Consider the following 18,681-nt stretch of genomic DNA (forward strand, 5'->3'; position numbering starts at 1 on the left):
ATCAGAGTCCAGTAATCAGATCGCGATAATCCTCGACTGCGGCAAATTCTGCGGTGTCCCTCGGCCCTTTGCGGCTGTCCGGTTCTTTCACCGCGAGCAGATGCGCCACGCCAAAGTCCCGTGCACTGCGCAGGATCGGCAAGGTGTCATCGATAAACAGGCTGCGCGCCGGATCAAAACCGATGTCGGCCTGCAAGGCATCCCAGAACTGCGGGTTCTCTTTCGGATAACCATAGTCATGCGAGCTGATCAGCCGCTCGAAGTACGGCGCCAGTTCGATCCGTTCCAGTTTCAACGACAGCGAATCGCGATGCGCATTGGTGATCATGATCACCCGTTTGCCGGCGCGTTTGATTGCGTCGAGAAAGGTATCGGCATCCGCGCGCAGGGCGATCAAGTGCGCGGTTTCCTGTTTCAGTTCACGCACCGACAATTTCAGTTCCGTGCTCCAGAAATCCAGGCAATACCATTGCAACTGGCCGGCGTGGCGTTCGAACAATGGCTGCAACTCCAGCTCGGCCATGGCCCGGCTGATGCCGTGCAGTTCGGCGTAGCGCTGGGGCAGATGCTCGAGCCAGAAGTGGTTGTCGAAGTGCAGATCCAGAAGTGTGCCGTCCATGTCGAGCAGGACGGTATCGATCTCGGACCACGGTAAAGAAGGCATGGCAACGTCTCGTACGGTGAAAAGATATCCGACGCAAACAATCGGGAAAGCCGCGTTATAGTAGCGCGTTCACGCCAAGGAGCTTTGCATGCGCCAGAAACCCACCGTACTCGCCCGCGAGATCGTCGCCACCAGTCGCCTGTTTCGCGTCGAAGAACTCAAGCTGCGATTTTCCAATGGCGTGGAGCGCACTTACGAGCGTCTGGTCGGCAAGGGTGCGGGCTACGGCGCGGTGATGATCGTCGCCATGCTTGATGCCGAACACGCGGTGTTGATCGAGGAATACTGCGGCGGCACCGACGAATACGAATTGTCTCTGCCCAAAGGCCTGATCGAGCCGGGCGAAGACGTGCTGGCAGCAGCCGAGCGGGAGCTCAAGGAAGAGGCCGGTTATGGCGCGCGTCAGCTGGAACATCTGACCGAACTGTCGCTGTCACCCGGTTACATGAGCCAGAAGATCCAAGTGGTGCTGGCCACCGATCTCTACGAAGAACGGCTGGAAGGCGATGAGCCGGAGCCGATGCGGGTCGACAAGGTCAACCTGCGCGAACTGTCGGCGCTGGCGCTCAATCCGCAATTTACCGAAGGCCGCGCATTGGCGGCACTGTATTTGACTCGTGACCTGCTGAGCCAGCGCGGGGTGTTCAGCTATGAGTGAGACGTCGATGAATTTTCCCCATCCGTTGATGGCACCGGTAATTGAGTTGGCGCTGCAGGCTGGCGAGGTAATTCTGCCGTTCTGGCGTGCCGGCGTTGAAGTCACGGCCAAGTCCGATGATTCACCGGTGACGGCTGCCGATCTGGCTGCGCATCACCTTATCGTTGCCGGGCTGACGGCGCTGGATCCGAGCATTCCGGTGCTCTCGGAAGAGGACGCCAATATCCCGCAGAGCGTACGCGCCGGTTGGCAGCGCTGGTGGCTGGTGGATCCGCTGGACGGTACCAAGGAATTCATCAGTGGCAGCGAAGAATTCACCGTCAACATCGCGCTGATTGAAAACGGCCGGGTGGTGTTTGGCGTGGTGACGATGCCGACCAACGGGCGCTTTTACGTCGGCGGTAGCCGCCTGGGTGCCTGGCGCGGCGACAAGGACGCAACGCCAGTGACGATTCAGGTGCGCGATGTGCCTGCACCGGGGGAGGCGTTCACCGTGGTCGCCAGCCGTCGACATTCAAGTCCCGAGCAAGAGCGGTTGCTGGCCGGGTTGAGCGCCAGTCTTGGTGAGTTGCAACTGGCCAATATCGGCAGTTCCTTGAAGTTTTGTCTGCTGGCCGAAGGTGCTGCCGATTGCTATCCACGTCTTGCGCCGACTTCGCAGTGGGACACGGCGGCAGCGCAGGGGGTGCTGGAAGGCGCGGGGGGCGAGGTGCTGGATCTGAACGGCAAGGCGTTCAGTTATCCGCCGCGAGAATCGCTGTTGAATGAATTCTTTCTGGCACTGCCGGCGAAGGCTGCATGGCGTGCGCGACTGTTGGAGTTGGCACGCTCCTGAGATCAAAAGATCGTCCGAACGCGGCCCGAGTTTGGACGATCTTGTGCTTCACCGGTGCAAGACATATTGCCCGGTAAACCTCACCGCATCGTCCTTGCTTCCCGCATTCAGGATCCGCGTATCCAGCGTCAACCGTGCTCGCCCATAACGCCGATACATCGCCACAAAGCGCTTCCACACGGCCGCATCCGGTGCCGGACAGAGGGCCACGGCGTCACCGGTTACCGGCAGCGGATAACTGATCTGCCCTTCCTGAATGACGATGTGTCCGTCGGTAATCCCTTCTTCCTTCAAACGTAGATGCAACCAGCCCCAACCGGCCAGCACCGCGCCGCAGTACAGGCTGCCGCCAAACATGGTGCTCTTGTGATTGACGTTGGGTGCGAGGGGCAGGTGCAGGCTCAGTTGCTGCTCGCGCCACTCGAGCACCTCAAGACCCATCTCGGCGGTCAGCGGAATGTCGTGATGCAGCACCGTTTGCAGGTATTCGCTTTCGCTGCTCATTCGTTGTCGTCCCCGTGGCTGCTGTCGCCGAAATTCAGACCGTGTTTGCGCAGCTTGTCATGCAGAGTCTTGCGCGGAATACCCAAGGCTTCGGCGAGGCTGCGCACCGAGCTGTGCGAGCGCGCCAGTTCGGCGGCGATCAGCGATTTCTCGAAGTTTTCCACTTGCTCGCTGAGGCCGCCACTGACCACTTCTACCGGCGTGCCACCGCTGCCATCAGCGCTGTTGTCCAGTGCCAGCTCAAGCCCGAGGGCGAAGCGTTCGGCGGCATTTTGCAGTTCACGTACATTGCCCGGCCAGGTGTGGCGCAGCAGCAGGGCGCGTTGCGCCGGTTGCAGTTCGTGGGGCGGCAAGCCGTGGCGGGCGCTGGCTTCATCGGCGTAATGCTGGAACAGCACCAGTGCGTCTTCGCCGCGTTCGCGCAACGGTGGGATGCGCAGCGGCGCGACATTGAGGCGGTAATACAAGTCGGCGCGGAAGCGGCCCTGATCTGCTGCCTGGCGCAGGTCTTCCTTGGTCGCGGCAATGACGCGGATGTCCAGCGGGATCAACTGATTGCCGCCCAGGCGCTCGACGACCCGCTCCTGGAGCATGCGCAGCAGTTTCACTTGCACGTCCATGCTCATGCTTTCGATTTCGTCGAGAAACAGCGTGCCGCCGTTGGCGAATTCGAATTTGCCGATGCGACGCTTCTGCGCGCCGGTGAAGGCGCCGGGCTCGTGGCCGAACAGCTCGCTTTCCACCACCGATTCGGCCAGGGCGCCGGCGTTGATCGCCACGAACGGGCCATTGCGGCGGCTCGACAAATCATGCAGCGCGCGGGCCACCACCTCTTTGCCGGCACCGGTCTCGCCGAGGATCAGCACATCGGCCTTGGTCGCCGCCAGCGCACCGATCTGCTCACGCAGGCGCAGCATTGGCGTCGAGTGCCCCACCAGCCGCGCGCTCAGTTCGTTGCGGTCGCTCAAGGCCAGACGCAGGCTGCGGTTGTCCAGCACCAGCCGCCGTAACGAGAGGGCGCGACGAACGCTGTCGAGCAGCGCGTCGCTGGCGAAGGGTTTTTCCAGAAAATCGTAAGCGCCGGCGCGCATCGCTTGCACCGCCAGCGGTACGTCACCATGGCCGGTGATCAGCAGCACCGGTAACTCGGGGTCCTGGGCGTGCAACTCGCTTAACAGTTCGAGGCCGTCCATGCCCGGCATGCGGATGTCGCTGACCACCACGCCCGGCCAGTCACGCTCAAGTTGCGCGGCCAGGCCCTTGGCTTCGGACAGCGGCAGGATTTTCAGGCCGGCCAGGTCCAGGGTCTGGCCGAGGGCCTGGCGCAGGTGCGGATCGTCGTCGATCAACACTACCTGGATGCGATTGTCGATGGTCATGCACTTCGATCCTCGGACGGTTGCAGGCTGACTCCGGGCGCACCGGCGCGCAGGCGCAGGGTGATCAGGGCGCCGCCTTGCTTGTGGTTGGCGAACGACAGCTCGCCACCAAAGGCGCGCATCAGCGTTTCACAAATGGCCAGCCCCAGACCCAGACCCTGGGTGCGGGTCTTGGTGGTGTAGAAGGGCTCGCTGGCGCGGCCAAGGGCTTCCATGCAGAACCCGGGGCCGTTGTCGCGAATGTACAGATTGACGCCGTCGGCGGTGGCTTCGGCACTCAGCCACAATTTGCGCGGCGGGCCTTTTTCGGTCAGGGCATCGAGAGCATTGGCCAGTAGATTGCCCAGCACCTGGCGCAAGCGGGTTTCGCCGGCCTCGACCCACAGCGTGGCTGCGGGCAAGTCGCGGATCAGCTCAACTTCCATGCTGCGCCGACGTTTGGCGAGTAAGGCCAGCGCGTCGTCCAGCGCCGGTTGCAGGGCGACGCTTTCCGGTGCGTGGCGATCGCGGCGGGCGAAGGCGCGCAGGTGGGCGATGATCGAGGCCATGCGCCCGGTCAGTTCGCTGATCAGCTTGAGGTTGCCACGCGCGTCGTCGGTGCGCTGATGATCGAGCAGCACTTCGGCGTTTTCCGCATAACTGCGAATCGCCGCCAGCGGCTGATTGAGTTCGTGACTGATGCTCGCCGACATGGTGCCCAGCGCCGACAGTTTGCCGGCCTGAACCAGATCGTCCTGAGCGCGCACCAGCTCCTGCTGGGCGTGCTCGCGCTCAAGCACCTCCTGCTTCAAACGGCGGTTGAGGCCTTCCAGATCACTGGTACGTTCGGCAACCCGACCCTCCAGCTCGCGGCGCGCCTTGGCCTCAAAAGCGATGCGCTCCAGGTAATGCCGGCGACGCTGCATCATCAGACCCACCAGCAGCATGACCACCAACAGCGTGGCGCCGCCGATCGCGACTACCGTTCGCACGGGGCGATCGATCAGTGTGCGCGGGGCGAGAATGCTTACGCTCCAGCCGGTTTCGGCGATGTCGTGAGTCTGCGTCAGCCAGGCGTCGGGGCTTAGATTCAGCGGCCGTGGTTCGCGGGTCGGGTAGGGCTGGATCGCGGTGATTGCAGCGCGCTCGGCATCGCTCAACCCGCGAGTGGAGCGGAAGCGCCATTCCGGACGCGACGTCAGGATGACCACGCCGTTATGGTCGGTGACCAACAATTGTTCCGGAGTTTTGCCCCACAGGCTTTCGGTGTGGTCGAGGTCGACCTTGATCACCAGCACGCCGATGATTTTCTCGCCGTTGCGCACCGCAGCGGCGAAAAAGTAGCCGCGTTTGGCCGAAGTGGTGCCGAGACCGAAGAAGCGTCCGAGGCGCCCGGCCATGGCTTCACTGAAATACGGGCGAAAGGCGAAATTGCGCCCGACGAAGCTGTCACGCTTGTCCCAGTTCGATGCCGCCAGGGTCTGGCCGGACGTGTCCATCAGGTACATGACTTCAGCGCCGGTCTGCGCAGCAATGTTTTTCAGCAGGCGATTGGCGTTGCCTTGGGTGACGCCGTCGTCCGGCGCACCAAGCACGGCACGCAGGGCCGGCAGATCGCCGAGAATCTGCGGCAACACTTCATAGCGATGCAGGGTACCGAGCAGGTTGGCGACGTAGAGATCGAGGGTCTGGCGATTCTGCCCGGCGAGTTCGCTGCGGTAGTAGCGTTCGGCGAGGTGTTCCAACGGCCATAGCAGCGGCGCCAGGCACAGGGCCAACAGCGCGAGGCTGCGCCAGCGAGGTCTGCGGGGGAGGGTTGGTTTCATGAGCCGGATGCGCCTGTAGGGACAGGCGCATTATGCCCGGCCTCAGGCGAAGACGTCAGCGTCCTTGAGCAGCGCGGCCGCCTGATCCTTGGCCGACAGCTTCGGCGCTTCGTCCAATTGCCAGTCGATGCCCAGCGCCGGGTCGTCCCAGCGAATGCTGCGCTCGGAAGAGGGGTCGTAGTAGTTGGTGGTCTTGTAGAGGAATTCGGCGAACTCGCTCAGCACCACGAAACCGTGAGCGAAACCTTCCGGTACCCACAGCTGACGATGGTTTTCCGCCGACAGGCGCACCGCCACCGATTTACCGAAATGCGGCGAGCTGCGACGAATGTCCACTGCCACGTCGAGCACTTCACCCACGGTCACGCGAACCAGTTTGCCCTGAGTGTTCTGCAACTGGTAATGCAGGCCACGCAGCACGCCTTTTTGCGAGCGCGAATGGTTGTCCTGGACAAATTGCGTATCCAGACCGGTGGCTTCCTGGAACGCCTTGGCGTTGAAACTCTCGTAGAAAAAACCGCGCTCGTCGCCGAACACCTTGGGTTCGATGATCAGAACACCGGGCAGGTCGGTGGTGATGACATTCATGAGGATTTCCAGTGATAGGTGTGAATGGCCGACATTCTTGCGCAAAGTGCTGCCGGGCGCGAGCGCGGACTGCGCCGTAGCGTCAATCGACCTCGCCAAAATACCAGCGTTCCTCTTCATAAGTCTGCCCATCCCAGCCTTCAACCTCGTAGCGCAAACCTCGTTCGCCCATGCCCTGTGGCAACACAAGCCCCCATTCCTGAGCCAGGCTTTTGCCGGTTTCGACATATTCGCTGTCGGAGGCCGGGATATGACCGCGGTGGTATTCCAGATCCGTATAGATACAGATTTCGCTGGAAAACATGCCGGGAACACAAAGGGCTGCGACCACTTTGCAATCAAGCGCATGCTCCGGGCGAGCCAGGCGAATGTGCTGTGCCGCGTCGATCAAGTGCTGGGCACATTGCCTTTTCAGATCGGTTGTTGCCTGTTTTCCTTCAACCATCGCCATGTGGATCGGAATTTTCCAGTTCCAGTATTTGTCCTCAAGAGTAAGGTCAGCTGGAAAATACCCCTCGAAATCGGCGGCCCAAGCGGCCAGAGCTCGCAAGCGGCGAGGGATATTGCGGACTTTTTTGTCCGTAAGGGCGAGGCGACGATGGGACATGACGTGGGCTTGCATCCGTGCTGTGAATTTGCGGCGCAGATTGCACAGAGCTGCACTGAAACACAATCTGAATGTCTTGTAGGAAAGTTTGCCTGGACGGCTTTCGGCGACGGCATTGCCGCTTTTCGTTTGACCGGCCAACGTCATGAGGGGTTGCGTAACCGCTGAGGCAATGGCGATATAAGCGCCTAATAAAACTTCAGGGGTCGTTTCATGCCGCTCGCCACGTTGATTCATCGCGCCAGTTTGCCCGGTCCGCAGGTTTCAGAGGCGCAGGCGCTGCAATGGCTGGCCGAACATTACGGGCTCAGCGGCACGCTGCAGGCGCTGGGCAGTCAGCAGGATCTGAATTATCGCGTCGACAGTGCGCGTGGGCGCTTCGTGTTGAAAGTCTGTCGTGGCGATTACGCCCTTGTGGAGCTGCAAGCCCAGCACGCAGGACTCAAATACTTGGCCGAGCACTCGGCGATCAAAGTACCGCGCGTGATCGCTGCCAATAACGGTGCAGATCTGTTGTCGCTGCAAGCCAATGGCGAAGCGGTACATGTTCGGTTGCTGGAGTACATCGAAGGGCAGCCGTTAACCAATTTCGCTCATCTTGGCCAGGACGTCGTCGCCGGGTTTGGCCGGCTCTGTGGCGAGATGGATCTGGCCCTGGCAGGCTTCGATCACCCGGGCCTTGAGCGCACCTTGCAGTGGGACGCGCGTCACGCCAACGCTTTGATCGGTCATCTGATGCCGGTCATCACAGACGCGCAACAGCGTGCGGCGATCAGCGCTGCCGCCGAGCAGGCCGAGCGCCGTTTGCAGCCGTTGCTGGACAAACTGCCGGTGCAGGCGATTCACATGGATATCACCGATGACAACGTCGTCTGGGCGCGCGATACCCAGCGGCATTGGCAACTGCAGGGGGTTATCGACTTCGGTGATCTGGTACGCACTTGGCGCATCACCGATCTGTCGGTGACCTGTGCGGCATTGCTGCATCACGCCGATGGCGATCCGTTTGTCATCCTGCCAGCAGTCAAGGCGTATCACGCGGTCAATCCGTTGCAGTACGCAGAGTTGCAAGCGCTGTGGCCATTGATCGTGGCGCGATCGGCGGTGCTGGTGCTCAGTGGCGAGCAACAGGTGAGCATCGATCCCACCAATACCTACAGCCGCGACAATCTGAGTCATGAATGGGAGATCTTCCGTGTCGCGACCTCGGTGCCACTGGCATTGATGGAGGCGGCCATTCTCACTGCCGTGGGCCAGACCTTACCGAGGAACGAACACGCAGAATTCGCGCCGCTGTTGCCCGCACTGGTCGGGCGCGAATTTGCGCTGATCGATCTGGGCGTGCTGAGCCCGCACTTCGAGGCTGGCAACTGGGAGCAGCCGGGCAGCGATCAGCGCTTGCTGACAGAAGCCGCAGCGGTGCATGGGCTGGCGGCGACGCGTTATGGCCAGTACCGCTTGTCACGTACTCGGCCGGACAGCGCGACTGAGCCGGACACGTTCCCATTGCATGTCGAATTGCGTGTGCCGTCTGGAAGCGAAGTGCAAACGCCGTTCGCCGGCGTTCTGAAGCAAGCGGCAAACGGTGCGCTGCAACTCGATGGCCCACAGTTCAGTGTTCGCCTGTGGGGCGTGACGCCAGTTGTCGACCATGGCGCGGCACTGGATAAAGGCCAGAAACTCGGTGAAGTCACTGGGCCGCTGATTGTGCAGTTGTGCCGAGAAGCAGAGCTCGACGCGCCACTGTTCTGCACGCCGTCCCGTGCATCCGCGTGGCAGGCGTTGTGCCCGTCGCCGGCGACCTTGCTCGGGCTGGCCTGCGACGCCGAGCCGGAGCTGGACGCGAAAACCCTGCTCGAACGCCGCGACGCCAGTTTCGCCCGCACGCAAAAACACTATTACGTCGATCCACCTCGTATTGAGCGCGGCTGGCGCAATCATTTGATCGACATGCACGGCCGTTCATATCTCGACATGCTCAACAACGTCGCGGTGCTCGGTCATGGTCATCCGCGCATGGCGGCGGTCGCGGCGCGGCAGTGGTCACTGCTCAATACCAACTCGCGCTTCAACTATGCGGCGGTGGCCGAGTTTTCCGAGCGCCTGCTGAAGCTGGCGCCGAAGGGCATGGATCGGGTGTTTCTGGTCAACAGCGGCAGCGAGGCCAATGATCTGGCGATCCGTCTGGCCTGGGCCTTCAGCGGCGGGCGCGACATGATCAGCGTGCTTGAGGCCTATCACGGCTGGACGGTCGGCGCCGACGCGGTTTCGACATCGATTGCCGACAACCCAAAAGCGCTCGACAGTCGTCCGGACTGGGTGCATCCAGTGCCGGCGCCGAATACTTATCGCGGCGAATACCGTGGCCCCGATTCGGCGCCGGATTACGTGCGCAGCGTCGACCATCACCTGCAGAAACTTGCCGAGCAAAAGCGCCAACTGGCCGGTTTCATCTGCGAGCCGGTCTACGGTAATGCCGGGGGCATTTCTTTACCGCCGGGCTATTTGCCGCAGGTGTATGAAAAGGTCCGCGCGCAGGGCGGGGTGTGCATCGCCGATGAAGTACAGGTCGGTTATGGGCGCATGGGCCATTTTTTCTGGGGTTTCGAAGAGCAGGGCGTGGTGCCGGACATCATCACCATGGCCAAAGGCATGGGTAACGGTCAGCCACTTGGCGCGGTGATCACTCGCCGGGAAATCGCCGAGGCGCTGGAGGCCGAGGGGTATTTCTTTTCATCGGCGGGCGGCAGTCCAGTCAGTTGCCAGATCGGCATGGCGGTGCTCGATGTGATGGAAGAAGAAAAACTCTGGGAGAACGCCCAGGTGGTCGGCGGCCACTTCAAGGCGCGCCTGGAAGCGTTGATCGATAAACATCCGCTGGTCGGCGCGGTGCACGGCTCCGGGTTTTATCTGGGGCTGGAGCTGATCCGCAATCGCCAGACGCTGGAACCGGCAACTGCCGAGACTGCATTGTTGTGTGATCGCCTGCGTGCGCTGGGGATTTTCATGCAGCCGACCGGCGATGACTTGAATATCCTCAAGATCAAGCCACCGATGGTGACGTCGCGCCAGAGTGTGGATTTCTTCGTCGATATGCTGGATCGGGTGCTTACCGAGGGCCTGTAAGCAAGGCACATCCCCTGTGGGAGCGAGCCTGCTCGCGAAAGTTGTGTATCCGCCGCCACATGCGGTGGCCTGACACAGCGCATTCGCGAGCAGGCTCGCTCCCACATTTGTTTTTGGTCTGAAGTCCGATTTGTATCGATTTAATTTGCGTTGAAGCAGAGGTATTCCTTCTTTACAGCTTTTAAAGTCGATATTTATCGGTTATAAAGTCGCCATTGCTCCGGCATGGCGATCTCTTGTCCGGTGCGCGCGTTTTCTTTTCGGTTGAATTCTTCAACCGTCAAAGCACTAGCCCGGAGATGATTCATGAGCCGTATCGTTACCGTCGCCGCCACGCAGATGGCCTGTTCTTGGGACCTGGAAGCCAACCTCGAAACTGCTGAAAGACTGGTCCGCGAAGCCGCCGCCAAAGGCGCGCAGATCATCCTTATCCAGGAACTGTTCGAAGCGCCGTACTTCTGCCAGAAGCCGAATCCGGATTACCTGCAACTGGCAACGACGGTGGAAGACAACGTCGCCATCAAGCATTTTCAGAAAATCGCCAAGGAGTTGCAGGTGGTGCTGCCGATCAGCTTCTACGAACTGGCAGGCCGCGCGCGTTTCAACAGCATCGCGATCATCGACGCCGACGGCAGCAACCTCGGGATTTATCGTAAAAGCCACATTCCCGATGGCCCGGGCTATCACGAGAAGTATTACTTCAACCCGGGCGACACCGGCTTCAAGGTGTGGAATACCCGTTACGCGAAAATCGGCGTCGGCATCTGCTGGGACCAGTGGTTTCCGGAAGCGGCGCGCAGCATGGCCCTGCAAGGCGCGGAAATTCTCTTTTATCCAACCGCAATCGGCAGCGAGCCGCATGACAAGACCATCTCGTCGCGCGATCACTGGCAGCGGGTGCAGCAGGGCCATGCCGGCGCCAACCTGATGCCGCTGATCGCCAGTAACCGCATCGGCAATGAAGAGCAGGACGGCTACGACATCACCTTTTACGGCTCGTCGTTCATCGCCAACCAGTTTGGCGAAAAAGTGCAGGAGCTGAATAAAACCGAAGAAGGTATTCTTGTGCACACGTTCAACCTCGACGAGCTGGAACATATTCGCAGCGCGTGGGGTTCATTCCGCGACCGCCGGCCGAATCTGTACGGCGCGTTGAAAACCCTCGACGGTTCCCTGGAGTCCTGATGACCACATTGAAAAGTACCCCGCGCGCCGACGGCTTCTACATGCCGGCCGAGTGGGCGCCACAAACCCAGACCTGGATGATCTGGCCCGAGCGCCCGGACAACTGGCGTCTGGGCGGCAAGCCGGCGCAGGCCGCGCACGCCGCCGTGGCCAAAGCCATCGCCCGCTTCGAGCCGGTGACCGTTGCCGTCTCCGCCGGCCAGTACGAAAACGCCCGCGCGCGCCTCGATGTGCCGAATATCCGCGTGGTGGAAATGTCCAGCGACGACGCCTGGGTTCGCGACAGCGGCCCGACCTTCGTCATCAACAACCAGGGCGAAGTGCGCGGCGTTAATTGGGATTTCAATGCCTGGGGTGGTTTCGATGGCGGCCTGTATGCGCCATGGAATCGCGATTCGCAGGTCGGCGGCAAGATCCTCGAGATTGAGCGCAGCCCGCGTTATCGCACTGAAGGTTTCGTACTCGAAGGCGGCTCGATTCATGTCGACGGCGAAGGCACGCTGATCACCACCGAAGAATGCCTGCTGAACCGCAATCGCAATCCGCACCTGAGCCGCGAAGAAATCGAGGCCGTACTCAGCGACAACCTGTGCGTAGACAAGATCATCTGGCTGCCGGACGGCCTGTTCAATGATGAAACCGACGGCCATGTGGATAACTTCTGCTGCTACGTGCGTCCGGGCGAAGTGCTGCTGGCGTGGACCGATGATCCACAGGACCCGAACTACCCGCGCTGCCAGGCCGCAATGCAAGTGCTGCAAAGCAGCACCGACGCCAAGGGCCGCCCGTTCACGGTGCACAAAATGCCGATTCCGGGGCCGCTGTATGCGACCGAAGAAGAATGCGCCGGGGTTGATGCGGTGGACGGTTCGCAGGAACGCGATCCTTCCGTGCGTCTGGCCGGTTCCTACGTGAACTTCCTGATCGTCAACGGCGGCATCATCGCGCCGAGCTTCAACGACCCGATGGACGCGCCGGCCAGGGAAATCCTGCAGAAGCTGTTCCCACAGCACGAAGTGGTGATGGTACCGGGCCGCGAACTGTTACTGGGCGGCGGCAATATTCACTGCCTTACCCAACAGCAGCCAGCGCCGCACAAAGAGTGAGTTGAGTCGTAACAGCTTGAGTTGGTTAGTAAAACAGCGACGCAACGGTTAGCTCGCCAGGCATGAAAGCAAGCCCGCAGCCCATCAGGACTGCGGGCTTTTTTATGTGCGCTTGTCGGGAATCCGTGCGCCTTGGCATACCTCTTGTATTGCTCCTGGTGCACTAGGGAGGGCGGGGAACTTCAACAGTTCTGTCACAAACCTTGGATAACTTAGCCGCTCATGAACGGGGAGAGAGCGCTGAAATGAACGCCGAAGTGAACGTAGTCAGCGAGCGGACTGTGCATCCCATGGCCGTCAACGGCGAATCGCTCCAGCTGGTCGCGCACTGGTTGAAGTCCAATGGAACGCGTCAGATCAGACAACCTGATCCGCGCCGGATGATGATCGAGCGTTATCCCGCTGGTTTGTTTAGCGAGGCCGAGCTGGAAGCCTTGTGGGATGTGATGGAAGGATAGGAACAACAGGGATTGGTCAAAAGCGCTGCCGGGATGGCGGCGCTTTTTTTGCCTGAATTTTATCTACAGGTATTCACAGGTGGGAGCGAGCCTGCTCGCGAAGACGTTAGCCCTGCCAATGAGTTCACTGAGTGACCCACCGATTTCGCGAGCAGGTTCGCTCCCACAATTCAAACTCCCTGTTTAATTCGTTTTTTCTGCAACAGCCCAGCAAAAAAATTACCTTTCTTAGACGTTTTTCGCCTATTTAAAGACGATTCTTGAAATTGACACACAGTTCAGGGCGCGGCTACGATTCGGCCCAACGCCTGTGGCTAACCGCCATGACTCAAAATAAGGAGCAGGCCCGCCATGACGTTAACGTCGGCGGGCTTTTTTGTTTCGGGGTGAATACAAGAGTGCAGAAAGCGCCGTTTCAGCCGTTCGACACAGCGCGTTTCAACCCGTAATAAGGAAAACAAAATGTTGAACAAGCGAATCAGTCTGATCGCACTGGGGATGTTGAGTGCTACACAGGCCATGGCTAACGACCAGGCCGAATCCAAGGGTTTCGTTGAAGACAGCAGCCTCAAAGTGCTGTTGCGCAACGCCTACATCAATCGTGATTACAAAGACGGCCGCCCGGACAAAGCCGAGTGGGGCCAGGCGGCAATCGGCACGTTCTCGTCCGGCTTCACCCAAGGCACCGTAGGTGTCGGTGTTGACGCCTTTGGTTTGTACGCGCTGCGTCTGGACGGCGGCAAAGGTCGCACCGGCGCGCAAGGCATCGACTTCTTCAAACAGGAAAATGACGGTCGCGCGAACCACGACATCGCCAAGGGCGGTGCTGCGGTCAAGTTCCGCGTGTCCAACACCGTACTGACCTACGGTGATCAGATGCCGGCCCTGCCGGTGCTGAGCTACGACAACGTGCGTCTGCTGCCGGAAAGCTATACCGGTACGTTGATCACTTCCCGTGAAATCCAAGGCCTGGAATTGAACGCCGGCCGCTTCACCGCCGAGTCGCGCAAGAGCGATGAAGGCCGTGACAGCGGCGGTCTGAAGTCGATCAACGTGTTGGGCGGCAGCTATCAGTTCACCGAACACTTCAAAGGCGCGCTGTACGCCTCCGACGTTGAAGACGTCTTGAAGAAACAGTACGTGAACGCCAACTACGTGATCCCGTTCAATAAGGATCAGTCGCTGACCCTGGACTTCAACGGCTATCGCACCAAGCTGGACAACTCCTATGTCCGCGAAAACGGTGTAACTGGCGACGACAATAAGATCTGGAGCCTGGCAGCCACCTTCGCCACCGGCCCGCACTCGTTCACCGTGGCGCATCAGCGTTCCACTGGCGACAGCAACTTGGGCTACGCCTATGGCGGCTACCAGAAAGATCAGGGTCGTGTCGGCGACGGTGGAAACTCCATCTATCTGGCCAACTCCTACTGGTCTGACTTCAACGCCGAAGACGAACGCAGCTGGCAGCTGGGTTACGGCCTGGACTTTGGTTCGTTCGGCGTTCCGGGTCTGAGCTACAACTTCGCTTACGTGCGCGGCGACAACATCACCACGTCCACCAGCGAAGGTGGCACCGAGCGCGAGATCTTCAACCAGTTCAAGTACGTCGTGCAAAGTGGCCCGGCCAAAGACCTGAGCGTGAAGTTGCGCAGCTCGATCCTGCGCGTATCGCAGAAATCCAGCGAGTACAACGTCAGCGGTAACGAGCTGCGTGTATTCGTGGACTATCCGATCAACATCTTCTGATGATCGATCCGCTGTAAGAAAATGAGAAAACCCCGATTCGTTCGGGGTTTTTTTTCGACGGTTTTTTAGCGAAAACCGGAAATAACCGGTGTTCTTGTCATGTAAAAGTCGTTTTTCAAGCGCTGCAGATTCCGTTTCAAGCAGTACTTCAAATGCCTGAAATTCTTTCTCATGGACGCAAATTCTCCACCCAATAGATTAGGGCGTTCAACGCAGCGGAGAATTGGGTAATGATCGTTTTGAACAGAGAAGTGGGCGAATCGCTACGGCGCGACAAGTTTGTCAACGTCCAGGGTGGTGACTTCAATCTCTACGGTCATTTTGCCGACTTCGTCAGACTGACCAAAAGTTGGGAAAACATGGAGCCTGACAGCTACTACGGTCAGGCCGAGGCCGGCATGCGTTACCGTCGTTACAGCGACTTTGAATACAACCCGAAAACCCGTGAGCTCAAACAACTTGAGCATCGCGCTTACGTGCAATCGAAAGAGAACAACGCTTACGTCGGCGGCGTGGTACGGCACTTTCAGGACTTTTCCGAGGAAGTGATTTCTTCACCGGTGATGCGCAGCCTGATCGACACCGATTTCGAAGTGTACAAAAGTGTGCTGCCGGAAGAGTTGCACGATGAAATCTGGCAGTGCCAGATCCATCAGATCCGCATCGAGATCAAACCCGGCAAACAGCTGGAAATCACTCCTGAAGGTATTCATTGCGACGGCTATCCGTTCAGCGGTGTGCACTTCTGGGGCCGCAGTAACGTAGAGGGTGCCGAGAGTCGACTGTACGACATCCACGAGCATCAACTGGCGGCGACCACCTACGAGGAAATTCTCGACACCACGTACTTCCTCGATCGCGACATGCGCCATTACGTGACCCCGGCGCGCAATACCCACACCCATGCCATGGCGTACCGGCAGATTCTGGCGATTTCCTTCTCGCGGCCCGGGACCGCTTTCGACATTGTTCGCTAATCAGATCACCCCAATCGACGGCGTCGAGTGCTCGATGCCAGTGGTCCTGCGCCGCGCCACCGCCAAGGATGCGCAACGCATGGAGCGCTTCTTCCGCCAGTTCGACGAAGTGTCGTTCTGCGAATGGCAGGACGCCAAATGCCTGCGCGGCGTGTTGATCCAGAAAACCACCACGGCGTATCTGGCTTTCGATGTGGACGGCGAGATCGTCGGCGCGGTGCTTGGTGGCATGCTTGGCAGTCGTGGCACGATCAATCATCTGGCCGTCAGCCCGCGCTACCGCAGCCAGGGCGTTGGTCAGCGTCTGGTCGAAGCGGCGTCGTCCGACATGAAACGGGTCGGGGTGCTGCGGATGTTTCTGTTCGTCGACGATGCTAACCTCGCGGGCAAGCGATTCTGGACCGCCCAGGGTTTTTGCGAGCCTCACGGCGAACGGACATTTGAGAGGGATCTATGAATGAAAGGTCCGGCAGCGCGCCGCTGATGGCGACTCATCAGCCGTCGCGCACGTTTGCCGAAGCCAGCCCGGTGGTCGCCGGGTATTTCACCGTGTCGTTTGTCTTCGGGTTGATGGCGGTCAACGCCGGCCTGCCGATGTGGCTGCCGGTGGCGATGTGCTTGTTTGTCTATGCCGGCGCTTCGCAGTTCGCCGCGCTGGCGCTGATCTCCAGTGGCGCATCGCTGACGACCATTGTGCTGACCACGTTTCTGATCAATGCGCGGCACATGCTGATGTCGGTGTACATGGCCAAGGCCCTGCGCGCGCTGGGTTTGAGTCGCATGGAGCGTTGGGCTTACGCCGGTGGCCTGACGGATGAATCCTTCGCCTTTCATAGCGTCAAGCTCGGCACGGGCGCACCGGTCAACGTGCGTTACCTGATCGGCTTCAACCTGTTTTGTCACACCTCGTGGGTGCTCGGCGGTTTGCTTGGCGCGGTCTGCGCGCAGTACGCGGCGCACTTGATCAAGTATCAGCTCGACTACGCGCTGACGGCGATGATGCTCTACGTGCTGGTCTCGCTGTGCAACACGCGCAACAAACTGATCGCTGCCGCTGCCGCCGTGGTCTGCATGGGTGCGCTGAGCCTGATCGGCAGTTCGCCCTTCAACGTATTTATCGCCACGTTTGTGGGCTGCGGAGTGGGTGTATGCCTGACCAAACGTTCCTGATTCTGGTGGTGGTGCTGATGATGGCCGTGACCTTTCTGCCACGCGCCTTGCCGCTGCAGATCAACACCGAACACTGGCCGCCGTTCGTGGCGCGGGCGCTGGAATATCTGCCAGTGGCGATCGTCGCTGCGATCAGCCTCACGCCCTTGTTGATCAAGGACCGGCAGATCCAGCTCGATCGCCCGGAATTCTATGCCGCGATTCCGACGTTGCTATGTGCGTATTTCAGCAAAAACCTCTTTCTCAGTGTGGCGGTGGGGACGGCTGCGTACATTGCGCTCGGTTCGTTCATGTAGCGGCAGATCAACGACGTCGTTCAGCGCCTGGTGGGACAACTCCGGATTGTTCACCGCCAGGCGCACTTCGAGGAAATCCTCGAAACCGGGAAAAATCGTCAAGCCGTTCTTCTGCGCCGCTTCCCGCGAGACCATGCCGACTGCGTCCATCTGCGTGATCAACGACAGCGTCAGGGTTTCGCTGCACGAATAAACCATACGCTGGCCGTTCTCGTGATTGCCCAATCCGGCGTCGAGAAAGCGCAAGAAGCTGTGGGAATACGGACAATCTTCCGCAGGACGCACCTGAAACTTGTTGCCCAGCAAGGTCAGCGGATCGTTTTCCTGACCGCAATGCGCACCGACCACCTGCACCTGCACATCCGGCAGCACGATGCTCGGTAGCCCCGGCCGCTGCGGGCCGATCAGCACCGCCAGATCGAAATCCTCATTCTTCAGCTTGCTGAGATTCTCCATCGACTCGGCATAGCTGAATTCCATCTGGTAATCGGGAAACACCTCGATCAGGCGTCCGATCATGCGCCGGTTGAAATCAGGCGACAGGGTGTTGTTCAACGCCACCTTCAAAGTCCGCTGCCCGGGTACCTTCAGCGCCTCGACCTTTTCTTCCATCTGTCGCGTGGCAATTAACACTTTGTCGATGTAAGGCGTGAGCTCCGTGCCTTGCGGCGTCAGCGTCAGACCCTTGTTGGAACGGCGAAACAAGCGGAAACCGAACTGCTCTTCGACCTTGTTCAACTGTGCGGCCAACGCCTGCACGGTCAGGCACGAATGCTCGGCTGCAGCCGACAACGAGCCGGTCTGCACGATGCGCATGAGGTTGCGTAAGGTTCTGCTATCCATGGGTAATGCCCTCTGAAGTGGGCTGGGTATTGTTGTTTACGAAACGACCGAAACGGCGCCATATGCCGGCTATATTCCTGCACCTGAGCATAGTTGTCGCGGATTTAGTAGCGAATTGATTTCCCCGCCGATGGCTGGAGGCTGACAGAGGATCGGGGTTTTTGCTGGGATGGAGGTGATTGAGATCAAAAAATGTGCGCAAGCAGTATGGATTTTTCAGTCTGCACGGTTGTTCATCAGTGTATTAATTTTGAGTAAATGTACAGATATGTACTAACCTCAAGGCATGATGATTTCTCTGGAGGCGGCCACATGCCAACTTCATCTACTGCGTTAAATCCACGCGAACAACTCGACGCCCCCGAAGCCGGCCGGGTTGCGCTGAAGTTCTTCTTCAGCCTCATGGAGCATTGGGGCTGTAGCGCCGAGCAACAACGCACCCTGCTCGGTGGAGTCGGCAACACCACATTCTATAAATACAAACACCTGCCAAACATACGCCTGCCCCATGACACCCTCGAGCGCATCTCTTATCTGATGGGTATTCACAAGGCGTTGAGCATCATCTTCAGCAACAGCCGCGAGCGCGCCTACGATTGGGTCAGCAGCCCCAACACGGCGGCACCGTTCAACGGCAAAACCGCGCTGGATTACATGCTGGCGGGCCGGGTGGTCGACATTGCCGATGTGCGCCGCTACCTCGACGGTGTGCGCGGTTGAAAGTGCCCGAT

Annotated in this window: 19 protein-coding genes; 12 read left to right on the forward strand and 7 right to left on the reverse strand. The window is 59.6% G+C overall.

Going from position 1 to position 18,681, the window contains the following annotated elements; genetic code table 11:
* Position 1: 1 nt before the first annotated feature.
* Positions 2–664, reverse strand: coding sequence for a GMP/IMP nucleotidase (yrfG, locus tag AC4IHP_RS09550; RefSeq protein WP_460122941.1), 663 nt, complete (start codon positions 662–664; stop codon positions 2–4).
* Between the two features lie 88 nt (positions 665–752).
* Here yrfG and nudE point away from each other — a divergent pair, with 88 nt between their 5' ends.
* Together nudE and cysQ are read left to right on the forward strand one after the other, a co-directional pair.
* Positions 753–1,322: an ADP compounds hydrolase NudE gene (nudE, locus tag AC4IHP_RS09555; RefSeq protein ID WP_130910858.1), complete on the forward strand. Its 570-nt coding sequence runs from the start codon at positions 753–755 to the stop codon at positions 1,320–1,322.
* A 7-nt stretch (positions 1,323–1,329) separates the two neighbouring features.
* Positions 1,330–2,157, forward strand: coding sequence for a 3'(2'),5'-bisphosphate nucleotidase CysQ (gene cysQ, locus AC4IHP_RS09560; RefSeq protein WP_490831604.1), 828 nt, complete (start codon positions 1,330–1,332; stop codon positions 2,155–2,157).
* A gap of 48 nt (positions 2,158–2,205) precedes the next feature.
* Here the strand turns inward: cysQ and AC4IHP_RS09565 are convergent, their stop codons facing one another.
* The 5 genes from AC4IHP_RS09565 to AC4IHP_RS09585 form a co-directional block, all read right to left on the reverse strand.
* Positions 2,206–2,661: a YiiD C-terminal domain-containing protein gene (locus AC4IHP_RS09565; RefSeq protein WP_490831564.1), complete on the reverse strand. Its 456-nt coding sequence runs from the start codon at positions 2,659–2,661 to the stop codon at positions 2,206–2,208.
* The gene (locus AC4IHP_RS09570) at positions 2,658–4,040 is read right to left on the reverse strand and encodes a sigma-54-dependent transcriptional regulator (RefSeq protein ID WP_460122948.1); all 1,383 of its coding nucleotides are present in this window, start codon (positions 4,038–4,040) and stop codon (positions 2,658–2,660) included. Before AC4IHP_RS09570 ends, AC4IHP_RS09565 begins: the two co-directional genes overlap by 4 nt.
* Positions 4,037–5,845 (reverse strand): sensor histidine kinase, encoded by a 1,809-nt coding sequence (locus AC4IHP_RS09575; protein ID WP_460122951.1) that lies wholly within the window; start codon positions 5,843–5,845, stop codon positions 4,037–4,039. Before AC4IHP_RS09575 ends, AC4IHP_RS09570 begins: the two co-directional genes overlap by 4 nt.
* A gap of 42 nt (positions 5,846–5,887) precedes the next feature.
* Complete coding sequence (rfbC, locus tag AC4IHP_RS09580; RefSeq protein ID WP_490831565.1) at positions 5,888–6,433, reverse strand: dTDP-4-dehydrorhamnose 3,5-epimerase; 546 nt, start codon at positions 6,431–6,433, stop codon at positions 5,888–5,890.
* 82 nt (positions 6,434–6,515) lie between these two features.
* Entirely contained in the window at positions 6,516–7,277 is a 762-nt protein-coding gene (locus AC4IHP_RS09585) for a DUF3916 domain-containing protein (RefSeq protein WP_490831566.1), read from the reverse strand.
* On the opposite strand from AC4IHP_RS09585, the gene AC4IHP_RS09590 reads away from it, so the two are divergent.
* The 9 genes from AC4IHP_RS09590 (at position 7,254) to AC4IHP_RS09630 (ending at position 17,107) form a co-directional block, all read left to right on the forward strand.
* Positions 7,254–10,166 (forward strand): aminotransferase, encoded by a 2,913-nt coding sequence (locus tag AC4IHP_RS09590; protein ID WP_490831567.1) that lies wholly within the window; start codon positions 7,254–7,256, stop codon positions 10,164–10,166. The two genes, AC4IHP_RS09585 and AC4IHP_RS09590, sit on opposite strands and share 24 nt — an antisense overlap.
* A 306-nt stretch (positions 10,167–10,472) precedes the next feature.
* Positions 10,473–11,351, forward strand: coding sequence for an N-carbamoylputrescine amidase (gene aguB, locus AC4IHP_RS09595; protein WP_460122963.1), 879 nt, complete (start codon positions 10,473–10,475; stop codon positions 11,349–11,351).
* Complete coding sequence (gene aguA, locus AC4IHP_RS09600) at positions 11,351–12,457, forward strand: agmatine deiminase (RefSeq protein ID WP_490831568.1); 1,107 nt, start codon at positions 11,351–11,353, stop codon at positions 12,455–12,457. The genes aguB and aguA overlap by 1 nt, the downstream gene beginning before the upstream one ends.
* A 245-nt stretch (positions 12,458–12,702) precedes the next feature.
* Entirely contained in the window at positions 12,703–12,915 is a 213-nt protein-coding gene (locus tag AC4IHP_RS09605) for a hypothetical protein (protein WP_039756463.1), read from the forward strand.
* Between the two features lie 462 nt (positions 12,916–13,377).
* Positions 13,378–14,664: an OprD family porin gene (locus AC4IHP_RS09610; RefSeq protein ID WP_460122972.1), complete on the forward strand. Its 1,287-nt coding sequence runs from the start codon at positions 13,378–13,380 to the stop codon at positions 14,662–14,664.
* 230 nt (positions 14,665–14,894) lie between these two features.
* Positions 14,895–15,641: a 2OG-Fe dioxygenase family protein gene (locus AC4IHP_RS09615; protein ID WP_460122975.1), complete on the forward strand. Its 747-nt coding sequence runs from the start codon at positions 14,895–14,897 to the stop codon at positions 15,639–15,641.
* Positions 15,642–15,720: 79 nt separating this feature from the next.
* Entirely contained in the window at positions 15,721–16,098 is a 378-nt protein-coding gene (locus tag AC4IHP_RS09620; protein WP_042608609.1) for a GNAT family N-acetyltransferase, read from the forward strand.
* A complete protein-coding gene (locus AC4IHP_RS09625) occupies positions 16,095–16,811 on the forward strand; it encodes an AzlC family ABC transporter permease (protein WP_016772152.1) in 717 nt (238 codons plus the stop codon). Before AC4IHP_RS09620 ends, AC4IHP_RS09625 begins: the two co-directional genes overlap by 4 nt.
* The gene (locus AC4IHP_RS09630) at positions 16,790–17,107 is read left to right on the forward strand and encodes an AzlD domain-containing protein (protein ID WP_024011198.1); all 318 of its coding nucleotides are present in this window, start codon (positions 16,790–16,792) and stop codon (positions 17,105–17,107) included. Before AC4IHP_RS09625 ends, AC4IHP_RS09630 begins: the two co-directional genes overlap by 22 nt.
* Here AC4IHP_RS09630 and AC4IHP_RS09635 read toward each other — a convergent pair.
* Positions 17,024–17,950, reverse strand: coding sequence for a LysR family transcriptional regulator (locus AC4IHP_RS09635; protein WP_460122978.1), 927 nt, complete (start codon positions 17,948–17,950; stop codon positions 17,024–17,026). The two genes, AC4IHP_RS09630 and AC4IHP_RS09635, sit on opposite strands and share 84 nt — an antisense overlap.
* Positions 17,951–18,262: 312 nt before the next feature.
* Here AC4IHP_RS09635 and AC4IHP_RS09640 point away from each other — a divergent pair, with 312 nt between their 5' ends.
* The gene (locus AC4IHP_RS09640; protein ID WP_490831569.1) at positions 18,263–18,670 is read left to right on the forward strand and encodes an MbcA/ParS/Xre antitoxin family protein; all 408 of its coding nucleotides are present in this window, start codon (positions 18,263–18,265) and stop codon (positions 18,668–18,670) included.
* Positions 18,671–18,681 lie beyond the last annotated feature (11 nt).

This window comes from Pseudomonas sp. UF-293 (assembly GCF_058245595.1).

Coding starts and splice junctions, on each gene's coding strand:
- AC4IHP_RS09590 (WP_490831567.1), top strand. CDS start 7,254: ATGCCGCTCGCCACGTTGATTCATCGCGCCAGTTTGCCCGGTCCGCAG.
- rfbC (WP_490831565.1), bottom strand. CDS start 6,433: ATGAATGTCATCACCACCGACCTGCCCGGTGTTCTGATCATCGAACCC.
- AC4IHP_RS09605 (WP_039756463.1), top strand. CDS start 12,703: ATGAACGCCGAAGTGAACGTAGTCAGCGAGCGGACTGTGCATCCCATG.
- AC4IHP_RS09635 (WP_460122978.1), bottom strand. CDS start 17,950: ATGGATAGCAGAACCTTACGCAACCTCATGCGCATCGTGCAGACCGGC.
- AC4IHP_RS09585 (WP_490831566.1), bottom strand. CDS start 7,277: ATGAATCAACGTGGCGAGCGGCATGAAACGACCCCTGAAGTTTTATTA.
- AC4IHP_RS09565 (WP_490831564.1), bottom strand. CDS start 2,661: ATGAGCAGCGAAAGCGAATACCTGCAAACGGTGCTGCATCACGACATT.
- AC4IHP_RS09615 (WP_460122975.1), top strand. CDS start 14,895: ATGATCGTTTTGAACAGAGAAGTGGGCGAATCGCTACGGCGCGACAAG.
- yrfG (WP_460122941.1), bottom strand. CDS start 664: ATGCCTTCTTTACCGTGGTCCGAGATCGATACCGTCCTGCTCGACATG.
- nudE (WP_130910858.1), top strand. CDS start 753: ATGCGCCAGAAACCCACCGTACTCGCCCGCGAGATCGTCGCCACCAGT.
- aguB (WP_460122963.1), top strand. CDS start 10,473: ATGAGCCGTATCGTTACCGTCGCCGCCACGCAGATGGCCTGTTCTTGG.
- cysQ (WP_490831604.1), top strand. CDS start 1,330: ATGAATTTTCCCCATCCGTTGATGGCACCGGTAATTGAGTTGGCGCTG.
- AC4IHP_RS09620 (WP_042608609.1), top strand. CDS start 15,721: ATGGAGCGCTTCTTCCGCCAGTTCGACGAAGTGTCGTTCTGCGAATGG.
- AC4IHP_RS09575 (WP_460122951.1), bottom strand. CDS start 5,845: ATGAAACCAACCCTCCCCCGCAGACCTCGCTGGCGCAGCCTCGCGCTG.
- AC4IHP_RS09570 (WP_460122948.1), bottom strand. CDS start 4,040: ATGACCATCGACAATCGCATCCAGGTAGTGTTGATCGACGACGATCCG.
- AC4IHP_RS09610 (WP_460122972.1), top strand. CDS start 13,378: ATGTTGAACAAGCGAATCAGTCTGATCGCACTGGGGATGTTGAGTGCT.
- AC4IHP_RS09630 (WP_024011198.1), top strand. CDS start 16,790: ATGCCTGACCAAACGTTCCTGATTCTGGTGGTGGTGCTGATGATGGCC.
- AC4IHP_RS09625 (WP_016772152.1), top strand. CDS start 16,095: ATGAATGAAAGGTCCGGCAGCGCGCCGCTGATGGCGACTCATCAGCCG.
- AC4IHP_RS09640 (WP_490831569.1), top strand. CDS start 18,263: ATGCCAACTTCATCTACTGCGTTAAATCCACGCGAACAACTCGACGCC.
- aguA (WP_490831568.1), top strand. CDS start 11,351: ATGACCACATTGAAAAGTACCCCGCGCGCCGACGGCTTCTACATGCCG.